The organism is Bradyrhizobium sp. WSM4873 (assembly GCF_055811355.1).
In genome coordinates this window covers 130,310-151,858 of sequence record NZ_JBVVPS010000019.1, presented here as the reverse complement: position 1 = coordinate 151,858, position 21,549 = coordinate 130,310, and the positions used below count along the sequence as shown (strand labels likewise).

The 21,549-nt window shown below is 65.4% G+C and carries 20 protein-coding genes; 7 read left to right on the top strand and 13 right to left on the bottom strand.

Features of this window, described 5'->3' with window-relative positions; all coding sequences use genetic code 11:
- Positions 1–93: 93 nt before the first annotated feature.
- The 3 genes from AC0L21_RS24090 to cobS form a co-directional block, all read right to left on the bottom strand.
- On the bottom strand, positions 94–1,167 hold the full coding sequence (locus AC0L21_RS24090) for an esterase-like activity of phytase family protein (protein ID WP_473264258.1): 1,074 nt from the start codon (positions 1,165–1,167) through the stop codon (positions 94–96).
- Positions 1,164–3,068, bottom strand: a complete 1,905-nt coding sequence (gene cobT / locus AC0L21_RS24085) for a cobaltochelatase subunit CobT (protein ID WP_473264257.1) — start codon at positions 3,066–3,068, stop codon at positions 1,164–1,166. Before cobT ends, AC0L21_RS24090 begins: the two co-directional genes overlap by 4 nt.
- Before the next feature lie 144 nt (positions 3,069–3,212).
- Positions 3,213–4,211, bottom strand: coding sequence for a cobaltochelatase subunit CobS (cobS, locus tag AC0L21_RS24080; RefSeq protein ID WP_275172738.1), 999 nt, complete (start codon positions 4,209–4,211; stop codon positions 3,213–3,215).
- Positions 4,212–4,519: 308 nt separating this feature from the next.
- Here cobS and AC0L21_RS24075 point away from each other — a divergent pair, with 308 nt between their 5' ends.
- Positions 4,520–5,179: a DedA family protein gene (locus AC0L21_RS24075; RefSeq protein WP_473264256.1), complete on the top strand. Its 660-nt coding sequence runs from the start codon at positions 4,520–4,522 to the stop codon at positions 5,177–5,179.
- A 137-nt stretch (positions 5,180–5,316) separates the two neighbouring features.
- Here the strand turns inward: AC0L21_RS24075 and AC0L21_RS24070 are convergent, their stop codons facing one another.
- Positions 5,317–6,546 (bottom strand): citrate/2-methylcitrate synthase, encoded by a 1,230-nt coding sequence (locus AC0L21_RS24070; protein ID WP_473264255.1) that lies wholly within the window; start codon positions 6,544–6,546, stop codon positions 5,317–5,319.
- 75 nt (positions 6,547–6,621) lie between these two features.
- Here AC0L21_RS24070 and AC0L21_RS24065 point away from each other — a divergent pair, with 75 nt between their 5' ends.
- Entirely contained in the window at positions 6,622–7,716 is a 1,095-nt protein-coding gene (locus tag AC0L21_RS24065; RefSeq protein ID WP_473264254.1) for a citrate synthase/methylcitrate synthase, read from the top strand.
- Positions 7,717–7,864: 148 nt separating this feature from the next.
- Here AC0L21_RS24065 and AC0L21_RS24060 read toward each other — a convergent pair whose 3' ends face one another.
- Positions 7,865–8,500, bottom strand: coding sequence for a J domain-containing protein (locus AC0L21_RS24060; protein ID WP_473264253.1), 636 nt, complete (start codon positions 8,498–8,500; stop codon positions 7,865–7,867).
- Positions 8,501–8,659: 159 nt separating this feature from the next.
- Here AC0L21_RS24060 and AC0L21_RS24055 point away from each other — a divergent pair, with 159 nt between their 5' ends.
- Complete coding sequence (locus AC0L21_RS24055; RefSeq protein ID WP_473264252.1) at positions 8,660–8,929, top strand: BolA family protein; 270 nt, start codon at positions 8,660–8,662, stop codon at positions 8,927–8,929.
- A gap of 199 nt (positions 8,930–9,128) precedes the next feature.
- Here the strand turns inward: AC0L21_RS24055 and AC0L21_RS24050 are convergent, their stop codons facing one another.
- The 3 genes from AC0L21_RS24050 to AC0L21_RS24040 all read right to left on the bottom strand — a co-directional run bounded on the left by AC0L21_RS24050 (position 9,129) and on the right by AC0L21_RS24040 (position 12,294).
- Positions 9,129–10,433, bottom strand: a complete 1,305-nt coding sequence (locus AC0L21_RS24050; protein ID WP_007599226.1) for an HlyC/CorC family transporter — start codon at positions 10,431–10,433, stop codon at positions 9,129–9,131.
- Positions 10,434–10,525: 92 nt separating this feature from the next.
- A complete protein-coding gene (gene aroB, locus AC0L21_RS24045; protein WP_473264251.1) occupies positions 10,526–11,674 on the bottom strand; it encodes a 3-dehydroquinate synthase in 1,149 nt (382 codons plus the stop codon).
- Positions 11,671–12,294: a shikimate kinase gene (locus tag AC0L21_RS24040; protein ID WP_473264250.1), complete on the bottom strand. Its 624-nt coding sequence runs from the start codon at positions 12,292–12,294 to the stop codon at positions 11,671–11,673. The genes aroB and AC0L21_RS24040 overlap by 4 nt, the downstream gene beginning before the upstream one ends.
- 185 nt (positions 12,295–12,479) lie before the next feature.
- On the opposite strand from AC0L21_RS24040, the gene AC0L21_RS24035 reads away from it, so the two are divergent.
- The 4 genes from AC0L21_RS24035 (at position 12,480) to AC0L21_RS24020 (ending at position 16,692) form a co-directional block, all read left to right on the top strand.
- Positions 12,480–12,626, top strand: a complete 147-nt coding sequence (locus tag AC0L21_RS24035; RefSeq protein ID WP_035669499.1) for a hypothetical protein — start codon at positions 12,480–12,482, stop codon at positions 12,624–12,626.
- A 16-nt stretch (positions 12,627–12,642) separates the two neighbouring features.
- Complete coding sequence (xerD, locus tag AC0L21_RS24030) at positions 12,643–13,617, top strand: site-specific tyrosine recombinase XerD (RefSeq protein WP_473264249.1); 975 nt, start codon at positions 12,643–12,645, stop codon at positions 13,615–13,617.
- Positions 13,618–13,818: 201 nt separating this feature from the next.
- Positions 13,819–14,781, top strand: coding sequence for an acetyl-CoA carboxylase carboxyltransferase subunit alpha (locus AC0L21_RS24025; RefSeq protein ID WP_473264248.1), 963 nt, complete (start codon positions 13,819–13,821; stop codon positions 14,779–14,781).
- Positions 14,782–15,147: 366 nt separating this feature from the next.
- Complete coding sequence (locus AC0L21_RS24020) at positions 15,148–16,692, top strand: L,D-transpeptidase family protein (RefSeq protein ID WP_473264247.1); 1,545 nt, start codon at positions 15,148–15,150, stop codon at positions 16,690–16,692.
- A 188-nt stretch (positions 16,693–16,880) separates the two neighbouring features.
- Here AC0L21_RS24020 and AC0L21_RS24015 read toward each other — a convergent pair whose 3' ends face one another.
- From AC0L21_RS24015 to AC0L21_RS23995, 5 genes are read right to left on the bottom strand one after another with little or no spacing between them, the layout of a single operon-like run.
- A complete protein-coding gene (locus AC0L21_RS24015) occupies positions 16,881–17,576 on the bottom strand; it encodes a branched-chain amino acid ABC transporter ATP-binding protein (protein ID WP_247363081.1) in 696 nt (231 codons plus the stop codon).
- Complete coding sequence (locus tag AC0L21_RS24010; protein WP_473264246.1) at positions 17,569–18,303, bottom strand: ABC transporter ATP-binding protein; 735 nt, start codon at positions 18,301–18,303, stop codon at positions 17,569–17,571. The genes AC0L21_RS24015 and AC0L21_RS24010 overlap by 8 nt, the downstream gene beginning before the upstream one ends.
- Complete coding sequence (locus AC0L21_RS24005) at positions 18,290–19,396, bottom strand: branched-chain amino acid ABC transporter permease (RefSeq protein WP_473264245.1); 1,107 nt, start codon at positions 19,394–19,396, stop codon at positions 18,290–18,292. The genes AC0L21_RS24010 and AC0L21_RS24005 overlap by 14 nt, the downstream gene beginning before the upstream one ends.
- A gap of 6 nt (positions 19,397–19,402) precedes the next feature.
- Positions 19,403–20,620 (bottom strand): substrate-binding protein, encoded by a 1,218-nt coding sequence (locus AC0L21_RS24000; RefSeq protein ID WP_007599205.1) that lies wholly within the window; start codon positions 20,618–20,620, stop codon positions 19,403–19,405.
- 4 nt (positions 20,621–20,624) lie between these two features.
- Positions 20,625–21,482 (bottom strand): branched-chain amino acid ABC transporter permease, encoded by an 858-nt coding sequence (locus AC0L21_RS23995; RefSeq protein WP_275172720.1) that lies wholly within the window; start codon positions 21,480–21,482, stop codon positions 20,625–20,627.
- Positions 21,483–21,549: the final 67 nt, after the last annotated feature.

Sequence of the window (21,549 nt, the reverse complement as noted above, 5' to 3'; positions counted from 1 at the left end):
GAGGGAGGGCGGGAGTTGGAGAGAGTGTAGTGAGCGATGCGCCGATTGCCAGCCGCGCGGCGGGCATGGCGGCTCGCGGGGGATGCATTGCGGCTACTCCACCAGCGCGAACTGCAGCAGCAGCGTGCGCTGGAGCATCGAGAAATTGTCGTCCGACACCAGCGTCAGCACGGTCTCGCCCTCGGGCGTGAAATGGGCGTCGATGCCTTCCATGTTGTCGATCTCGTGGCCGAGATCGGCCTTGAACAGCACGGGGCCGTCGACCAATGCGCCCGGCGCGATCGATTTCAGGGGAATTGCGCGGATGCGGATATCGACGCCGGTGAACCAGGAGAATTTGCGTTCGAGGATCAGGAGGTCGCCCGAGGGCAGCAGCACGGCGTCGCTGATGAGCTGCTGGTCGGTGCGGCGAATGCTGAACTGGCCGGGCGTGGGGCCGCCGAGCAAAAATCCGATCAGATTGCCGTCGGCATCGAAGCCGCCCTCCGACAGCGCGATCAAGGTCCCCGCGAGCGGCTGGCCCTTTGATATGTCCTTGGGGACAAACACCAACGCCTCGAGCCCCTTATTATAGGGCAGCTTGCGCACCGCCGGCGGAGTCGGCAGCACCTCGCCGCGGGCGCGTGTGCCGCCCTTCGCAAAATCGAACCGCATGATCTGGTTGACGCGCTCGAGCCCGACATAGACGAGGTCGCCGTCGCGCGCGAGCGACTCGGTGTCGTACCACAGCCGCTTCTCCGTGATCGGCCGCCCCTCCGCATTGAGCACCGGCGCGGCCTCGACGTCGTCGAGACCGGTCATGCTCCGCCCGGAATAGCGGATGCGACCGGTGAACCAGGTGCCCTGGTCGGAGATCGCGAGGAAGCGCTCGCCTTTGCTGTCGAGGAAGCGGAAGCCGGACAGCCCGCCGAAGCCGCGATGCGGCGAGGTCAGCACCAGGCCGCCGCGATAGTCCAGCGAACCGAAGCGCGTGCGCACGCGGTCGCGCGGCTCGAAATTGGGAATCCGCCGCGCATTGACCTCGATGCCAACGGGCGCGGCGACGGCGTGCTCGATCAGCGCCGGCTTCGGCGCGGGCTGTGCCTGCGCCAGCCGAGACAGTGCGAGAGTGGAAAATCCCGCCGCCGCGTGGCCGATAAAGCTGCGGCGGGATCGATATTTGCTCACGAATGCAGTTTGCGTCGCGGGCGACCGGCCGGCTGCGTCGGCGCGGTGTTGGTCTCGCTGAAGAGTTCGGCGAGTTTTTCGGTGATCGCGCCGCCGAGCTCTTCGGCATCCACGATCGTCACGGCGCGGCGATAATAGCGCGTCACGTCATGGCCGATGCCGATCGCGATCAGCTCGACCGGCGAGCGGGTCTCGATCTCCTCGATGATGTGGCGCAGGTGCCGCTCGAGATAGTTGCCGGGATTGACCGACAGCGTGGAATCGTCGACCGGCGCGCCGTCCGAGATCATCATCAGGATCTTGCGCTGCTCGGGCCGGCCGAGCAGGCGCTTGTGCGCCCAGTCGAGCGCCTCGCCGTCGATGTTCTCCTTCAGCAGCCCCTCGCGCATCATCAGGCCGAGATTCTTCCGCGCACGACGCCACGGGGCGTCCGCCGATTTGTAGATGATGTGGCGGAGATCGTTGAGGCGGCCCGGACTGGCCGGCTTGCCGGCGGCAAGCCACGCCTCGCGCGATTGCCCACCCTTCCAGGCGCGCGTCGTGAAGCCGAGAATCTCGACCTTGACGCCGCAACGCTCCAGCGTGCGGGCGAGAATGTCGGCGCAGGTCGCCGCGACCGTGATCGGCCTGCCGCGCATCGAGCCGGAATTGTCGAGCAGCAACGTCACCACGGTGTCGCGGAACGTCGCCTCCTTCTCGTGCATGAAGGACAGCGGGTGATAGGGATCGGTCACCACGCGCGACAGCCGCGCGGGGTCCAGGATGCCTTCTTCGAGATCGAACTCCCAGGCGCGGTTCTGCTGCGCCATCAAGCGCCTCTGGAGGCGGTTGGCGAGACGGGCGACGATGCCCTGCAGATGCGCGAGCTGCTTGTCGAGATAGGCGCGCAGGCGCTCCAGCTCGTCATGGTCGCAGAGGTCCTCGGCGGCAATGATCTCGTCGAACTTCGGCGCGAAGGCATGATATTCCGGCCCCCGCGGCTCGTTCTTGCCGTGCGAATTCGGCCGCGTCGCCTCGCCCGGCGTCTCGTCGTCGCCGAGCTCGCCGTCGTCGAAGGTGTCGGAGGTCGAGGCCTGCGCGCTTTCCATCGCGCTCTCGCTCATCTCCTCGCTCGACGCCTGGGCCTGATCGGCGCTCATCTCCTGCGCGGCGTCGGAATCGGGCGAACCCTCGGCGCCGGACTGATCGTTGTCGCCGTCCTGGTTCTCGTCGTTCTCGTCATTGTCTTCGCTGTCTGCGCTGCGCTCGTCGCCGATTTCGAGCGCCGTCAGGAGATCGTGCACGGCATCGCCGAACCTGGTCTGGTCCTCGACCACGGTATCGAGCCGGTCGAGCCGCCTGCCGATCTTGTCTTCGAGGATAGGACGCCAGAGATCGACCATCTTCTTGGCGGCCGTCGGCGGCGCCATGCCGGTCAGGCGTTCGCGCACGAGCATCGCCAGCGCGTCGGCGAGCGGCGCGTCGGCGCGATCGGTGATCTCGTCGAACTTGCCGCGATGGAAATGGTCGTCGAGCATCGCGGTGAGGTTTTTCGCAACGCCCGCCATGCGCCGCGCGCCGATCGCCTCGACCCGGGCCTGCTCCACCGCCTCGAACACGCCGCGCGCCTGCGGATTGCCCGGCATCAGCTTGCGATGCACCTTTGGATCATGACAGGCGAGCTTGAGTGCGATGGAATCGGCATGGCCGCGCACGATCGCGGCATCCCGCCTAGTCATCTTTCGCGCTGGCTCGGGCAGCCGCGCCTTGCCCGGCGCGAGCCCTGGACGCTCGGCGGCGAAGCTGACGTCGAGCTCGGGCGCCTTGGCGATCGCCTTCAGGCAGGAGGCCACCGAGCGCTTGAACGGCTCGGTCGGCGCTTCCTTGGTGTTGCGGAATTTGGAGTTGGAGGTGGTGCTCATCTCGCCCTTACCCGTCGTCCCGGCGAAGGCCGGGACCCATAACCACCGGCGATCATTGCGTCAGGAGAATTAGCAGCGTCGCTTCACTCGAGACATCACGCGGTATGGGTCCCGGCGTTCGCCGGGACGACATATCGCGAGAAATCAGCTGAGCGCCACGTTCACCGCCGATTCCGGCAGCTCCGCGTTGAAGCAGCGCTGGTAGAACTCGGCGACGAGGGGCCGTTCCAGCTCGTCGCACTTGTTGAGGAAGGTGACCCGGAACGCAAATCCGATGTCGCCGAAGATGTCGGCGTTTTCCGCCCAGGTGATCACGGTGCGCGGGCTCATCACTGTCGACAGATCGCCATTGGCGAAGGCGTTGCGGGTGAGATCGGCGAGGCGAACCATCTTGTTGACGATGTCGCGGCCCTCCGTGGTGCGATAGTGCTTGGCCTTGGCCAGCACGATCTCCACTTCCTCGTCATGGCTGAGGTAGTTCAGCGTGGTCACGATCGACCAGCGGTCCATCTGGCCCTGGTTGATCTGCTGGGTGCCGTGATAGAGGCCCGAGGTGTCGCCGAGGCCGACGGTGTTGGCGGTCGAGAACATGCGGAATGCGGGATGCGGCTTGATCACCTTGTTCTGGTCGAGCAGCGTCAACCGGCCGGAGACTTCCAGCACGCGCTGGATCACGAACATCACGTCCGGGCGGCCGGCGTCGTATTCGTCGAACACCAGCGCGACGTTATGCTGGAGCGCCCAGGGCAGGATGCCGTCGCGGAATTCGGTGACCTGCTTGCCGTCGCGGACCACGATCGAGTCCTTGCCGACGAGGTCGATACGGCTGATGTGGCTGTCGAGGTTGACGCGCACGCAGGGCCAGTTCAGTCGCGCGGCGACCTGCTCGATATGGGTGGACTTGCCGGTGCCGTGATAACCCGTGACCATGACGCGGCGGTTGTGGGCGAAGCCGGCGAGAATGGCGAGCGTGGTGGCGCGATCGAAACGGTAATCGGAATCGACTTCGGGGACGTGAGGATCGACTTCGGAATAAGCGGGGACTTCGAGATCGCTGTCGATCCCGAACACCTGGCGCACCGACACCTTCATGTCGGGCAAACCGGAAACTTCCTCAACTTTGGACATCGCGGCGGTCGTCATCAATCCTCCGAGGTCCCGGGCGATCCCGAGACCAGTTATTGCACGTTGGCTGCGGCTGGGTGCTGTTGCGAACCTATCAGAGACAACGTGCGGGCAGAAGCCCGCCCCCCAATCAAAGTTCCGTTGTCTTTTCATTTAGATAGGCAAGGAACGCGATTTTTGGAAGGCTGCCCTGCGAATCACGCCTGAATTTCGTGCGGAGGCACGGTCCTGCCTACGCGGCTGGCACTTTTGCCGCCGCTCGTTACTTATGTAGGGTCCGAACCCCGAGGCCAATCTCCTAGGCCCAATCCCACCACAGAGACGATGTGACGTCCTTTCTCGATCCCCTCATTTCATTCGTCTCGGCCCACGCGTGGCTGGCCTATCTGACCCTGTTCCTGGCGGCCCTGCTGGAGGCGGTTCCAGTGGTGGGGTCCGTCATCCCGGGCTCGACCATCATCCTGGCGCTGAGCGCCCTGGTCCCAGGCGGCGAGCTTCGGCTGCAATGGGTGTTGCTGGCGGCAGCGCTGGGCGCAGTGCTCGGCGATGGTTCGGCCTACTGGATCGGGCACCGGCAGCAACGGGAGATCCTCAACACCTGGCCGCTGACCAATTATCCGCGGGTGGTCGAGCAGAGCGAGACTTTCTTCCACCGCTTCGGCACCTGGGCGGTGTTCTTCGCCCGCTTCGCGCCGCCGATCCGGGCCTTCGTCCCGGTCACCGCGGGTGCGCTCGGCATGCCCCCGGCCCGCTTCTACGCCATCAACATCCCGGCGATCCTGGTCTGGGCGCCGGCGCATGTGCTGCCGGGCGTGCTGGCGGTGTCGGCCCTGCACGAATATGCCGGGCTGCATCACCATGGACATGTCGGCAAGCACATCTGGATCCTGACCGTGATCGGCGGCGCGATCGTTCTGGGCCTGGCGGTCTGGATCTATCGCCGCCGAAACGGTGGCGATGTGGCGGTGGCGAAGCCGCGGGGGTGATTGACCGTATCCAAGCCCACCCTCCTCATCCGGAGGACCCGCCAACGGCGGGCGTCTCGAAGGATGGCCGTGGGCGAAAGCCGGGCCTGCATGGTTCGAGACGCGCGTTCCGCGCTCCTCACCATGAGGGTTTTTGATTATCCCTTGGAGTCCGCGCCCCCTGCCCTTCGCCCCGGTGCAGGCCCAACATAACGCGCTCTAGGCCTGATCAGCTTGCCGAACTGTAATTGCTCGCTCGCATGAGCGATCCAGCCGACGCTGCGGGCCATGGCGAACAAGGCGAGCTCGCTGCCTGCGGGCAGGCGCAGCGCGTGTACGAGCACCGCGAGCGCGTAGTCGATGTTGACGAGCTCGCCGGTCGCCTCCGCGATGCGCTCGGGCACCTCCTTGGTGAATTTGCGCGGTGCGCCGGTGCGGGCCAGGGCATTCAGGAGCGACTGCGCGCGCCGATCGCCCCGCTTGTAGACACCGTGACCGAAGCCCGCAAAGCGTTCGCCGAGCGCGACGCGTTCGCGGACCATTGGCTCGACGTCACGATCCACCAGCGCCTTGACGAGCTGCGAGGCGAGCACGCCGGCGCCGCCGTGCTTCGGTCCCTTCAGCGCGGCGAGGCCGGCGATGGCGGAGTCATAAAGATTGAGGCCGGTCGAGGCTGCGCAACGCGCGGTGAAGGTGGACGCGTTCAATTCATGCTCGGCGAGCAGAACCAGCGCGCGGCGGATGAGATCGGCCGCGTGCTTGTTGTCGGGCGCCCAGGCCCTCGCGATCTGCTGGTGCAGTGGCTCGGCGGACGGCTCCGTATTGAGCATGGTCGCGACCAGGAGTCGGACGATGCGCGCACCGACCATCGCGCGTCCATCATGCGCGCGGGTGAAGGCGCGGGGATCGGCGCTCGATGCGAGCGCCAGCACGGCAATGGCGCGATCGATCGGCGCGGCGCGGCGTGCCGCCTGCGCGATCAGGCGCATCTCATCGGACACCGCGGGCTGATTATCCGGCGCAAAGGGATCGACGCCGGAGACGTCCCACAGAAGCGTCGCCGTGTGCTCCAGCGTGTCGTTCTCCGCGAGATCAACGCAATTGACGCCGCGATAGATCGCGCCGTCCTCGGTGATGGTGGAGATCTCGGTGTCCATGACCGGCAGATCGGCATCGAAGCTGCGCAGGCCGCGCGGCTCCGGCGTCGGCACCCGACGCTCCTTCAGCGCCCGGACGTCCTCGGCGCGATAGCGGTTCTTGCGCGAGTCCGGCGTCGGCTCGGACCGGACCAGGCCGCGGCTGACATAGGCGTAGAGCGTGGCCGGCGAGATCGCGAGCTCGGCTGCGGCTTCCCGGGCGGAGAGGTAGAGACCTTCCGAATTTTTCATATTGATTTATGTAATCAAGATTGATCAATCTGTCGAGAGGCCCGACCTTTGGCTGGTGCAAAGGAGATTTGGGCCATGAACATCCACCTCACCAAGAGCCAGATCGGGCTGGACGGCGTTCCCGCGGCAGAAACCGTGCTGAGCCATGTCGACGGCGAGCGCGGCGAGTTGATCATCGCCGGCGAGCATGTAGGCACCCTCGCCAGGCAGTCGAGCTTTGAAGGCGTCACCGCCCGGCTCTGGAACGGCGCCTGCATAACCACGCTGAACGAAGCCAATGTGCGCGCGAGCCTCGGCGCGGCACGCGAGCGCGCCTTCGCGCGGCTGGATGAGTTGCTGCCGGCAACGCGCGGCATGGGTGTCGTCGACGGGTTTCGCGCGGCGGTCGCGGGACTTCGCGCCGAGCACGGCCTCGCCCACGAGGCGACGATCGTCGGCGCATTCCCGGTGATTGCGGGCGCGCTCGTCCGCCGCGCCAGGGGTCTCGATCCCGTGGCGCCCGATCCGAACGTGAGCCAGGCTGCCGATACGCTTCGCATGCTGCACGGGCGGGCGCCTGAACCCCGCGAGGTCACGGCCCTGGACGCCTACCTCGTCACCGCCAGCGACCACGGCATGAACGCCTCGACCTTCACCGCGCGCGTGGTGGCCTCGACGCAGGCAGATCTGTTTGCCGCCGTCACCGCCGGCTATTGCGCGCTGACGGGTCCGCTGCATGGCGGCGCGCCGGAGCCGGTGCTGGAAATGCTCGACGCGATCGGCTCGCGCGAGCGCATCCAGCCCTGGGTGGACGCAGCACTTGCCCGCGGCGAGCGGATGATGGGCTTCGGCCACCGCGTCTATCGCGTGCGCGATCCGCGCGCCGACGTGCTCAAGACCGCGATCGAGGCGCTGGCCTCGGACGGCGCCGATTTGCCGTTCGCCGGCGAGGTCGAGGCCTATATCCGCGCAGCCTTGCGCAGGAAGAACCCGGAGCGGCCGCTGGAGACCAATGTCGAGTTCTTCACCGCAATCCTGCTCGATGCGCTGGCGATCCCGAGGCAGGCCTTCACGCCGATCTTCGCGGTGGCGCGCGCCGCCGGTTGGACGGCGCATGCGCGCGAGCAGCAGCGGACCGGACGGCTGATCCGGCCGAGTTCGTCATATGTGGGGGCGATGCCGAAGATGTGAGGGACCGCGGATATCTCCGCGAGCCGGGAATCGTAGGGTGGCCAAAGGCGCACTTGCGCCGTGCCCACCATCGATCCAACACCGCAACAGAAGTGGTGGGCACGCTTCGCTTTGCCCACCCTACGATACTGCGGCGCGGGGAGAGGCCTCAGGCCTCGCGCACCACGGTCTTCAGATAATTATACGCCTTGATGATCTCGATCAGGCGATCCTCGGTGGAGCGGTCGCCGCCGTTGGCGTCGGGGTGGTGCTGCTTCACCAGCGCCTTGTACTTGGACTTGACGTCGGCCAGCGTGGACTCGGGGCCGAGGCCCATCACCTGGAGCGCCTTGCGCTCGGCATTCATGATCTTGCGCGTCTCGGCCTTGGGCGCGGCCTGCGGGCCGGCGCGCCAGCCGGTGCGGCCGTTGAGCTCCTGGAACATGCTGAACGGATCGAAGGCGCCGTCGATCTCGGCCTCCGCGCCTTTCTTGACGCCGCCATTGGCGCCCATCTTCCAGGTCGGACGATGACCGGTCAGCGCATCTTTTTGATAGCGCGCGACAGCGTCGGCATTCATGCCGGAGAAGAAATTGTAGTTCTGGTTGTACTCGCGCACATGGTTCAGGCAGAAGTGCCAGTACTCACGCTGGTTGTCGCGACCCTTGGGCGCACGATGGGCGCCCTTGTTCTGGCACCCGGTCCATTCGCAATTGACCACGGCGTCGCGCGGCTTCACGTCCGGCTGCTTGCCTTTCGGCTTGACCCGGATGGAGTCGAAGAACTTTGATGAATCGATCGGCATGGCTGACTTTGACTACGCAATGCAAAAACCTTCAAGTCTTGACATTGCAATTAGCTGAAAACACATACCCGAAGCTTCGCCTCGGCGTTCTCAAGAACGGCCGCCAAAGGCGACCTACGGAATTGACGGAGTGCGGTCGCGCACCTTAATGGCACACCCATGGCTATGAGAGACACTATCAGCAACAAGTTGCAGGAAGCTTTCACGCCGGAAAGCCTGCAAGTCGTCGACGAGTCACATTTGCATGAGGGCCACGCCGGCCATCGGCCGAGCGGCGAGACGCACTTCCGCGTTTATATCGTGTCTCAGGGCTTCAAAGGGAAGAGCCGGGTCGATCGCCACCGCATGATAAATTCGGCGCTGGCCGCGGAACTCGCAGGCAGCGTGCACGCGCTGGCGATCCACGCGCAAGCGCCGGGGGAAGGCTGAGGCTTCTTCACTCTCGGCTGGAGGCCTCGTGCGTCATCGAAATGGTCGTCATGCCCGGGCATAGCCGTACGAAGGACGGCGTCGCTGCCGCTCGCCTATGTCCCGGGCATCCACGTTCTTGGTGCGGCCAGTGAGACGTGGATGGCCGGGTCAAGCCCGGCCATGACGATGTGGAAGCTTCAGAGCCAAAGCTACCGCGTCAAAACGACGTCCCCGCCCGCCGCCGCTTGGCTTCCTCCATTTCCGTCTCGCGCGGCACCGGTGAAATACGGAGTGCGGTGATGCGGTTGCGTTCGCGGCGGAGGACGCGGAAGCGGAAGCCGTGAAAGGTGAAACTCTGGCCGCGGTCGGGGATCGAGCGCGCCTCGTGAATGACGAGGCCGGCGACCGTCGTTGCCTCTTCGTCGGGCAGGTGCCAGTCCATGGCGCGGTTGAGATCGCGGATCGGCACCGAGCCGTCGACGACGACCGAGCCGTCCGGCTGGGCGCGCACGCCCGCGACCACGACATCATGCTCGTCGGAGATGTCGCCAACGATCTCTTCCAGAATGTCTTCCAGCGTCACGAGACCTTCAACTTCGCCATACTCGTCGACGACCAGGGCGAAATGGGTCTTGCGGCGGCGGAACGCCTTGAGCTGCTCGGAGACGGGCCGCATCTCCGGCACGAACCAGGGCGGCAGCGCGATGGTGGAGACGTCGATGCGCGAGGTCTCGCCGTCGGCCGCGCGGATCGCGCGCAGCAAATCCTTGGCGTGGAGCACGCCGATGATGTTTTCCGGCTTCTCGCGCCACAACGGTATGCGGGTGTATTCGGCCGCCAGCACCTCGCGCACCAGATCCTCCGGCGGCAGGTCGGCGTTGATCATCGTCATCTCGGTGCGATGGATCATGACGTCGGAGACCTGGAGCTCGCGCAGATCGAGCAGCCCGCCGAGCATGTCGCGGTCGTGCTTCTCGAACTTGCCTTCGTGGTGCAGCAGGTCGACCGCACCGCGCAGGCGCTCGGTCGGCGACAGGATCGCCTGGTGCTCGCCGGCAAGGCCGAACAGGCGCATCAACAGCCGCACGATGACTTCCACGATCCGCAGCAGCGGCCCCAGCACGTACATCGTCAGCCGCATCGGGCGCGCGACCGCCAGCGCCATGCGGTCGGGCGCGTTGATCGCGATGGTCTTGGGCAGCACCTCGGCGAAAATCACGACCAGTGCGGTCATCAGGCCGGTGGCATAGAGCACGCCGACATCGCCGAACCAGGCCGTGAAGATGCTGGTGGCCAGGGCGGATGCACTGATATTGGCGATGTTGTTGCCGAGCAGCAGCGCGCCGATCAGGCGCTCGCGCATGTCGAGCAGCTGCGAGACCACGTCGGCGTCGCGATTACCCTGCTTGGAGAGCCGCAGCATGCTGGCGCGCGAGGCGCCGGTCAGCGCGGTCTCGCTCGCGGCGAAGAAGCCGGAGACGAGCAGGCAGAGAATGACGATGGTGAATCCGAGCCAATCCATGAACCACTCTGGTTTCTTGTTTTGACGCGTTTTCTTGACGCGAACCGGTACCCACTTCGCTCGAAAACGCTTTAGCGCCGTTCAACCGCGTGTCACGCCTTGTGGGCGAGCTTGTCCTTGAGGAAGTCGCGCACCGGAGCCGGTTCGACATCCTTCACGATCACGGCGCGTCCCACGGCCTCCAGCAGGATGAAGGTGAGCTTGCCGCGCACGACCTTCTTGTCCTGCGCCATCAGCGCCATCAGCGCGTCGGCATCGGCAAGCCCCTCCTGCGCAAAGCCCGCGATGTCCTGCAAGCGCGTCGGCAGGCCGGCCTCAATCAGGTGACGCTCGACGCGCGTCGCATCCGCTTCGCCGATCATGCCGAGCTTCGCGGAAAACTGCGCCGCCAGCGTCATGCCGATCGAAACGCCCTCGCCGTGAAACAGGCGGTCGGAGAAGCCGGTCGCGGCTTCCAGCGCATGGCCGAACGTATGGCCGAGATTGAGCAGCGCACGCTCGCCTGTCTCGCGCTCGTCGCGCGAGACCACGCCGGCCTTGGCGCGGCAGGAGGTCGCGATCGCATGCTCGCGCGCCGAACCGCCTTTGGCGATGTCGGAATGATTCTTCTCGAGCCAGGCGAAGAAGGCCTCATCACCGAGCACGCCGTATTTGGCGACCTCGGCATAGCCGGCGCGGAACTGCCGCGGCGACAGCGTGTCGAGCACGGCGGTGTCGGCGATCACCAGCACCGGCTGGTGGAAGGCGCCGAGCAGATTCTTGCCCTGCGGCGAGTTGATGCCGGTCTTGCCGCCGACGGAGGAATCGACCTGCGCCAGCAGCGAGGTCGGCACCTGCACGAAATCGACGCCGCGGCGCAGGATCGCCGCCGCAAAGCCGGCGAGATCGCCGACGACACCGCCGCCGAGCGCGATGACGAGATCGTTGCGCTCGATCTTCGCGGCGATCAGGGCTTCGCTGACCTTTTCGAGACCGGCATAGGTCTTGGATATCTCGCCTTCCTCGACGACGATGCGCGATGTCGGAATGCCCGCGGCGGCCAGTGAGGCCTCGGCAGGCTCGAGCCAGTATTTCGCGACGGTGCGATCCGTCACGATCGCAGTGCGCACGCCGGGGCGCAGGCGCGCGACGCGTTCGCCGAGCGAAGCCAGAACGCCGCGGCCGATGACGATGTCATAGGCGCGATTCTCCAGCGCGACCTCGACTGTGACGGGATCAGAATGTTTCAAGGGCGCGGTCATCGTGCGGCACTCGCGACGTCGGCTGGTGGCGTGGACGCCCGTTCGCCGCAAAGATGCGCACGCAGCGTCTCGATGGTCTCGTCGACGATCTTGTCGTGCGGCACGTCGCGCGAGGCGATGGTGAGGTCGGCATGGCCGTAAACCGGCTCGCGCTCGGTGAGCAGGCGCGTCACGGTTCCTTCGGGATCGGCGGTCTGGAGCAGCGGACGGTCGGCGCGCCGGCGCACGCGGCGCATGATGACGTCGTGATCGGCCTTGAGCCAGATCGAGATCGCCTTCGCGGCGATGCGCGCCCGCGTCTCCTCGCGCATGAAGGCGCCGCCGCCGGTCGCCAGCACGATGGGGCCGCCGTCGAGCAGTCGCGCGATCACGCGGGCCTCGCCGTCGCGGAAATGCGGCTCGCCGTGGCGCTCGAAGATTTCCGGTATGGTCATGCCGGCCGCGGCCTCGATCTCGGTGTCGGCATCGACGAAGGGCAGCTTGAGCCGGAGAGCCATGCGGCGGCCGATGGTGGATTTGCCCACCCCCATCATGCCGACGAGCACGACCGAGCGCGTCCCCAGCGCCGACAGGATGTCGGCCTCGGGCGAGGCTTGGATCGGCAACGCGGCGTCGGGCATTTGTCTCGCTCGAATGGGTCTCGCTCGATCTGCCGCCAAAGGCGGCATCCTTTGGCCACCTATACGACCCCGCAGGGGCCCTCGCCAGAGGACTCTTGCCACGAAACGGCGAACGTGTTGGATGATTTCATTGGTTAATTTGCCCGCCAAGCCGCCTGACCGAGACCCGCTCCGAGATCCTGCCGATGCCCAGCCTGTTCCGCTTCCTGACGGTCGTCGCCGTGATCGCCGGCATCGTCTATGGCGTGGTCTTCGCGCTGGCGAACTTCGTCAATCCCAAGCCGCGGGAAATGACGGTGACGATCCCACCGGATAAGTTTCTCAAGAAATAGCAGCTAGGCTGCCGGCATGCGTGCCAGATCTTCCGCCAGCAAGCCCTCGGACACAAAACTCACCGGCCTCTTCCTCGACATGCTCGCGGCGGAACAGGGCGCCGGCCCCAATACGCTCGATGCCTATCGCCGCGACCTCACCGATTTCTCCGAGTTTCTCGGCCGCGTCGGCCGTGCATTCGCGGACGCGGAAACACAGACGCTGCGCGACTATCTCGCCGATCTCGACACGCGCGGTTTCAAGTCCACCAGCGTCGCGCGACGGCTGTCGGCGATGCGGCATCTCTATCGCTTCCTCCTGAACGAGCGAATCAGAACCGACGATCCCGCGGCGATCCTGTCAGGCCCCAAGCGCGGCCGCGGCCTGCCGAAGGTGCTGTCGATCGCCGATGTCGACCGCATGCTCCGCCGCGCCAAGGAATTGAGCGAGGCGGAGGATGCCTCGCCCTCGAAACGGCTGCGCGCCCTGAGACTCTATTGCCTGCTCGAGGTGCTCTACGCCACCGGCCTGCGCGTCTCCGAGCTGGTGGCGCTGCCGCGCACGGCGGCGAAGCGCGACGCCCGCATGATCGTGGTGCGCGGCAAGGGCAACAAGGAACGGCTGGTGCCTCTCAACGAGGCCTCGCGCCAGGCGATGGCCGATTATCTCGCGGCGACGGAGGCGGCAAAGACAGACAACAAGAAGAACAGCGTGGCGGCCTCGAAATGGTTGTTCCCCTCGTTCGGCGAGAGCGGACATCTGACGCGGCAGCATTTTGCGCGCGACTTGAAGGAGCTCGCGGTCGCCTCGGGCCTCCAGGCCCGGCTGGTCTCCCCCCACGTGCTGCGCCACGCCTTCGCCAGCCACCTGCTGCACAACGGGGCCGATTTGCGCATCGTGCAGACGCTGCTCGGCCATACCGACATCTCGACCACCCAGATCTACACCCACGTGGTCGAGGAGCGGCTGAAGAGCCTGGTCCGCGACCTGCACCCGCTGGCGGAGAAATGAGGCTACTGTAGCCCGGCTACAGGCCACAGCCCGAAACCGCCTTGACTTCGGCCACATCTCCGCAGAAAGAGCCGGGGCCTCACGATGATTTGGCCTGGGCTCGTTGCGAGCACACAAGCCAACTCATTGACGAATCTACACTTCTTACCGCGACATCGAATCCGCTTCGCCGCTTCGCCCCGTTCTCCCTATATTGAGTTGATGCCAGACCAGATGCGCAGCTATCTCGATTTCGAAAAGCCCGTCGCCGAGCTCGATTCCAAGCTCGACGAATTGCGGACGCTTGCGGCCTCCGGCAGCGACATCGCCGAGGAGATCGGTCGGATCGAGGACAAGGCGGCGCAGGCGATGGCCGACCTCTATCTGAACCTGACGCCGTGGCAGAAGACGCTGGTCGCCCGGCATCCGCAGCGGCCGCATTTCAACGACTTCATCAAGGGCCTGATCACCGACTTCACCCCGCTCGCCGGCGACCGCAAGTTCGGCGAGGACGAGGCGCTGGTGGCCGGCTTCGGCCGCTTCCGCGGCGAGGCCATCTGCGTGATGGGCCAGGAAAAGGGCGATTCCACCGAGAGCCGCATCAAGCATAATTTCGGAATGGCGCGGCCCGAGGGCTATCGCAAATGCGTGCGGCTGATGGAGATGGCGGAGCGGTTCGGCCTGCCGGTGCTGTCGCTCGCCGATTCCGCCGGCGCCTATCCCGGCATCGGCGCGGAAGAGCGCGGCCAGGCCGAGGCGATCGCGCGCTCCACCGATGCCTGCATGGCGCTGACCGTCCCGAACGTCGCCATCATCACCGGCGAGGGCATGTCGGGCGGCGCCATCGCCATCACCACCGCCAACAAGGTCCTGATGCTGGAGCACGCGATCTACAGCGTGATCTCGCCCGAGGCGGCGTCCTCGATCCTCTGGCGCGACGGCTCCAAGGCGCAGGAAGCCGCCAACAACATGAAGATCACCGCCCAAGACATGCTCCGCTTCGGCGTGATCGACAGCATCCTGAAGGAGCCGGTCGGCGGCGCCCATCGCGACCCCGCCGCCATGATCGCCACCACGGGCGACGCCATCGCCAAGGCCTTTGACGAGCTGCGGGGTCTGGACGGCGACGCCATCCGCAAGCAGCGGCGGCAGAAATTCCTCGATATCGGCCGGAAACTGGGCTGATTCGGCCGGGTTTTGGGGCCCGTTGGAAGATGCGCTCCCCGCAAGCGGGGAGGTGAAGAGCCCGGTAACCCCGCGTTAACCCTTTTTTTGCCCAAATCAGCGATCTCTGTACCGGTTTGGCCGCGAGGCCCAAGTTACGGCCCAGTTTAAGTCTTCGTTGACCACGCCTTTGGGCCAACGGGCTCGTGATCCCCGTTCGGGTTGCGACCACATGACCCAGAGGTTAGAATTTTAATCAATGGCTTCAGGGCATAAGCGCTGGAGCGTGATTGCGAAAAGCCCGTCGCGACGGGTCCGGGTCCCCGGTCGGATCATGCTTCAAGATTGGGGTTTGCGCGCGATGCCCTGGACGGTGTGGGGTCCATCTTGATTTCTCGTTCGCTTGCTCGCGCGTTTCTGGTTTCGGTGGCGCTTGCCGCCAGCTTCGTGCTGGCCGGCTGTGATACCGACCAGGTTTCGCTTGCGACCAATGCCAAGGCCAACCAGCCGGTGCCGCCGAAACTTCTCGCCGCGATGGTCGAGAAGGACATGGACCTGCAATCGCCGATCCTGGTGCGCCTGTTCAAGCAGGAGGCCGAGCTCGAGGTCTGGAAGCAGACCCGCAACGGCCAATTCGCGCTGCTCAAGACCTATCCGATCTGTCGCTGGTCGGGCGACCTCGGGCCGAAGGTGCGCGAAGGCGACCGCCAGGCGCCGGAAGGATTCTACTCGATCAATCCGGGCCAGATGAATCCGCAGTCGGCGTATTATCTGTCGTTCAACACGGGCTATCCGAACGCGTTCGACAAGGCCTTGGGCCGCAGCGGCTCACAGCTGATGGTGCATGGCGATTGTTCGTCGCGCGGCTGCTACGCAATGACGGACGAGCAGATCGCCGAGATCTATTCGCTCGGGCGCGAATCCTTCTTCGGCGGCCAGAAGGCGTTCCAGCTGCAGGCCTATCCGTTCAAGATGACGCCGGTGAACATGGCCAAGCACCGGAACAATCCGAACATGCCGTTCTGGAAGATGATCAAGGAAGGCTATGATCATTTCGAAGTAACGCGACAGGAGCCGAAGGTCGATTTCTGCGAGAAGAAATACGTCTTCGACGCGGCGAAGGCGCCTGACGCCAAGCGTGATCCGGTGTTCGACGCGTCCGCAAAGTGCCCGGCCTATGTGATCCCCGACGAGATCGCCAGCGCCGTGCGCGAGAAGGAAGCGCGCGACCAGGCCGAGTACAACAAGCTGGTCTCGCGCGGCACGCCCGTCGCGCGCATGAACACCGGCATCGACGGCGGCATGAACAAGATCTTTGCCGCGAAGATTCCGGAAGGCTCGACCGGCCTGTCGGAGGGCGCCGAAGGCACCACCTTGCAGATGCTGGCGATGGCGAAGGCGCCGGGCACGATCCCCGGACACGTCAATCCGCCGAAGCCGAATCTCGATGCAGCCGCGCCCTCGCCGCAGGAAGAGCCGGTCGTCGCTGTCAGCGCGCCCGCCGCCAACACCCGCGTCGCGACCGCAGCTCCGGCGGAGAAATCCGGCTTCTTCTCGAATCTCGGCCGCAAGATGGGCATGGGCAACGCCGACGCCACGGCAACCACGCCGCCGCCACAGGCCACGGCATCCGTTGCCCCGGCCGCGACGACCACGACGCCGCCGACCGCAGCGTCCCGGCTGAAAGCCGCGGTGACCCGGTTCGTGCCGGGACACGACAAGTCCAAGGATGCAGCGAAGGATGCGCCGAAGCCGGCTGTTGCCGCTGCCAAGCCCGCCGAGCCAGCGAAGCCCGACACCCGCCTCGCCGCGACCCGCCCGACGCTGAAGCCGTCGGTATCTGATGGCGCGGGTGAAGCGACCCAGATCATGGGAGCCGCGCCGGTGGTGCAGTCGAACTCATTCGACAGCCGCTTTGGGGCGGTGAAGTAAGCGGGCGCTCCGCTTAATCTCTTCGATTCATCCCAGCCTGACGCCGTCATTCCCCGCGAATGCGGGGAATCCAGTATTCCAGAGGCACCCCTTATCGATCGAGAAGCTGCGGCTTACTGGATGCCTCGCCTTCGCGGGGCATGACAGCCGAGTTCGGTGTGAGAGCGACGCGCTTCACGCGCGCTCTCCTACGGCGCCAGATAGCGCAGCAGCTCCGGATTGCCCCTCACCTCGCCGGCCTCGCCTTGCAGCGCGACGCGGCCGCGGTCCAGCACGTAGGCGTAATCGGCGACGCGGAGCGCGAGGTCGAGGTGCTGCTCGACGATGATAACGGCGATGGTTTTCGCGAGGTCGATCAGGCGCTCGGTGATCTCCTCGATCACGCCGATCCAGACGCCTTCGGTCGGCTCGTCGAGCAGAAGCAGTTTTGGATCGCCCAGCATGGCGCGGCCGATCGCGAGCATCTTGCGCTCGCCGCCGGAAAGCGTGCCGGCGGGCTGGTCGAGGCGCTGGCCGAGCTTTGGGAAGATGGTCAGCACGTGGTCGACCGCGTCGGCTTTTCTGCTCGCGAGCGAGCCGACCGCGAGATTGTCGCGCACCGACAGGCGCGCGAACACCGAATGCTCCTGCGGCACATAGCCGATGCCGGCGCGCACGCGCTCCTGGGTCGCGCGGCGGCTGATGTCGCGGCCGTCGAAGGCGACCTCGCCTTTCCACGCCGGCAGCTCGCCGACGATGGTCTTCATCAGCGTGGTCTTGCCGGCGCCGTTGCGGCCGAGCACGGCGACACCGCCGCGCCAGGGAATGCCGAGGTTGACGTCGAACAGGACCTGGCTGCGGCCATAGCCGGCGTCGAGATGCTTGATGTCCAAAAATTCAGGCACGGCGCAAATAGATCTCCTGGACGGCCTTGTTGGCCTGGATCTCCGACACCGTGCCGGACGCCAGCACCTTGCCCTGGTCGAGCACGGTGAGGCGATCGCAGATGTCGCGGATGAAATCGAGGTCGTGCTCGACGATGACCAGCGAGCAATGTTTCTTGATCGGCTGCAGCAATTCGCCGGTGACGCGGCGCTCCTCCAGGCTCATGCCGCCGGTGGGTTCGTCCAGCAGCAGAAGTTTCGGCTTTCCGGCCAGTGCCATCGCGATCTCCAGCCATTGCTGCTGGCCGTGCGACAGCGCCGCCGCCGCGTCGAAAGCGCGATCGGCCAGGCGGAACTGCGTCAGCATGGTCATGACCTGATCGTGCAGGAGCCCGCGGGTGCGCGAGAACACGAGATCGAACAGCGAGGATTGCGCCTGCAGCGCGAGCAGGATGTTGTCGTAGAGCGTCAGCGTCGGCAGCACGGATGTGATCTGGAATTTCAGGCTCATGCCGGCGCGGGCACGCTCGGTCGGCGTGAACGCGGTGATGTCGGTGTTGATGAAACTCACTTTGCCCTGCGTCGGCATTTCGGCGCCGGCAATGCACTTCATCAGCGTGCTCTTGCCGGAGCCGTTCGGGCCGATCAGGCCGTGAAACTCGTTCTCGCCGACAGTGAGCGTGGCGCCATCGAGCGCGGTGAGCTTCCCGAAGATCTTCTTGACGCCGGTGGCTTCAAGGAGCGGCATCGCGCTTCTCCTTCCCGGTCTTCCTGGATTTGGCACCAAAGCTGCCGACCCGCTCGCGCTCGCCGAGCACGAAACTGATCAGGCCGAGCGGCCGGAACAAGATCACAAGCAGGAGCAGCACGCCGAGGATGATCGGCCAGACCTCGCGGTAATTGTCCGAGAGCCAGAAGCTGACGCCCTCGACAATGACGGCACCGATGACGGCGCCGATCAGCGTGCCGGAGCCGCCGAACAGCACATAGAGCACCACTTGCGTCGAGACGACGACGCCGACCATGTTGGGCCAGACGAAACCTTCGTGGAAGGCGTAAAGGCTGCCGGCAAGACCCGCCACCGCGCCGCCGATCGCGAAGATGATCGCCTTCAAGTGCTGCGCCTTGTAGCCGAAGAAGGCGATGCGCTGCTCGTTCTCGCGCAATCCCGCGAGCGCCAACCCGAACTGCGAGCGCACCAGAAAACGGCAGAGGAGATAAACCACGACAAGAAGGCCAAGCACGAGATAATAGAACGGCGGCCCTTCCGAGAATTCGTAACTGCCGAGGGTCATCGACGAGATCGAGGGGATGCCGTTCTGGCCACCGAGATAGTACCAGCCACGCGCGAGCCGGTCGGCGGCGTAGGAGCCGGTCAGCGTGCCCAGCGAGACGAAGATCACGCTGGAGGGATGCCGCCCCAGCAGCAGGAAGCCGCCCAGTAGCAGCGCGAAGGTGAGGCCGATGATGGTGCCCGCAGGCAGCACCAGGAAGATGTTGGTGATGTCGAGGTCGCGCGCGAGCAGCGCCACGCCATAGCCGGCCGAACCGAAAAACAGCGCCTGGCCGAAGCTCATGATGCCGGCATAGCCCCACACCAGGTCGAACGAGAGCGCGAACAGCGCGAGGATGATCACCCGCGTTGCAAACACCGTGAGATAGTCCTGCAGCACCAGCGGCGCGAACAGCGCCGCGACGAGCACCACGCCCTCCACAATCGGCAGGATTTTTCGCTGCGAACCAGTTACCCCTGCTGATCCGTGTTCAACCATGGCAACGTTCGGCTCCCCGCCGATCTCGGCGGGGACTGCCTGCTTCGCTGCGCCCATCGCTTTCGGCATTCGACCCTAGCATTCCTTGGGATCGACGAGCCCGTCGCTGCGTCCGACGATCTCGTAATTCCCGCCCTTGGCGACCGCCGTGTACATCTTCATCTTGCAATGCCGCTTGCCCGGCACCATCTCGGCCGGTCCGCCCGGGCCTTCGGCGATCTTGGCGTGATCGAGCGTAGCCGCGACCGACTCGCGGTCGATCTTGCCGGCTTCCTTGACGGCGGCTTCCCACAGCTTCAGGCCGCGATAGGTGCCGGTGGCGGCGCTGCCGGCGGCAAACAGGAAGTTGCCCGGGAAATCCTTCTCGTAGGCCGCCTGGATTTTTGCGTCGAACGGGTTCTCCTTGGTCAGCACCTTGAAATAGTCGAGACAGCTGGCGAGACCTTCGATCTCGGCCGCCTGATTGATGTTGAGCGTGTTCTCGTCATAGTAGACGCAGGCCAGCCGTCCGCCATTCTTGAGGAAGCCGGCCTCATAGAGCTGCTTGAAGAACGGGCCGACGCCCGGCGGGATGACGGTGTTGAAGACGACGTCGACCTTGTTGGAGATGATGCGGTTGACGGTCGAGGAGAAATCGACCTGGTCGAGCGGATAATATTCCTCGAACACGACCTCGCCGCCGTTGGCCTCGATCACCTTGCGGGCGTAGACGTTGAGCGTGTGCGGCCAGACGTAGTTGGCGCTCGGCAGCGCGAACTTCTTGCCGCCGTTCTTGATCAGCCAGGGAATGAACTCGTCGCATTGCTGCGCCGGCGTCGGCCCGGTGCAGAACAGATAGGGCGTGCACTCCTTGCCTTCGTACAGCTGCGGATAAATGTAGAGCGTCTTGCCGCGCGCCACGATCGGGTCCTTGATCGCGTTGCGCATCGACGAGGTGATGCCGCCGAGCACCATATCCACCTTGTCGCGCTGGATCAGCTTGCGGACGTTGCCGACCGCGACGGATTCGTTCGAGGCGGTGTCCTCGATATAGAGCTCGAGCGGGCGGCCGAGCAGGCCGCCGCCGGCGTTGATCTCCTTGATCACCATCTTGGCGACGTTTGCGTCGGCATTGCCGGCGTAGGCGATCGGTCCGGTGAGGTCGGTGGCGATGCCGACCTTGATCGGGGCTTCGGCCGCATTGGCCCAGGGCGCCGGGATCACCCAACTGCCGACGCCGGTTGCGACCGCTCCGGAGGCAAAGGCGAAATTCGAGAGGAAGCGGCGGCGGGAGAGCTGAGTGCGATCGGACATGTGACTAAACCCCTTTTCCAGCGATGAGGCCCTGCGGCCGGAATTTGATGAAAACGATGGCGAGAACGAAGACGAGGACATCGGCCACGACGGGCGCCATCACCCAGGGCAGCGCGGCACTGAGCGTACCGATGAGGCCGGCGCCCGCGACCGGCCCGATGAAGGAGCCGACGCCGCCGACCATGACCGCGACAAAGCCCTGGATCAGGAAGCGCAGGCCGAGATCGGCGAACAGGCTGAACACGGGGACGATCAGCGCGCCGGCAAGACCGGCAAGTGCCGCGCCGAACGCAAAGGTGGCGCCGTAGATCAGCGGCGTGGAGATTCCGGAGGCGCGTGCCAGCGACGGATTTTCCAGCGTGGCGCGCACGCGCAGGCCGAAGCTGGTGCGCGCCAGCAGCAGATAGCAGCCGCCCATCACCAACGCGGTGATGACGATGATGGTGAAGCGCCAGGCCGAGATGTGCATGGCGCCGATGTCGATCGAGCCGCCGATCGGCTCCGGCACGGTGAGATAGAAGCCGCCGATCAGGCCACGCACGGATTCGCGGATGATCAGGCCGAGCGCATAGGTGCCGAGCATGGCGACGATGGGGGCTGCGTAGAAACGTCGGATGATCAACGCCTCCAGCACGAAGCCGAGCGCGCCGACGACGAAGGGCGCGGCGACCATGCCGGCCCAGATCGGCAGGCCCTTGGCGTAGGCGAGATAGGTGATATAGGCCCCGAGCAGGACGAACTCGCCCTGCGCGAAGTTGAAGATGCCCATCATGCTGGCGATGATCCCGAGCCCTAGCACGATCAGGACGATGATCGCACCGAAGCTCAGGATCTCGAACGCCGCGACGAACGCGTTAGCCATGCGCCGGAGCCTTTCCCGTTCCGATGGAATCGGAACGGGGCTCCGGTTTGTTATCTTGACGCGTCCG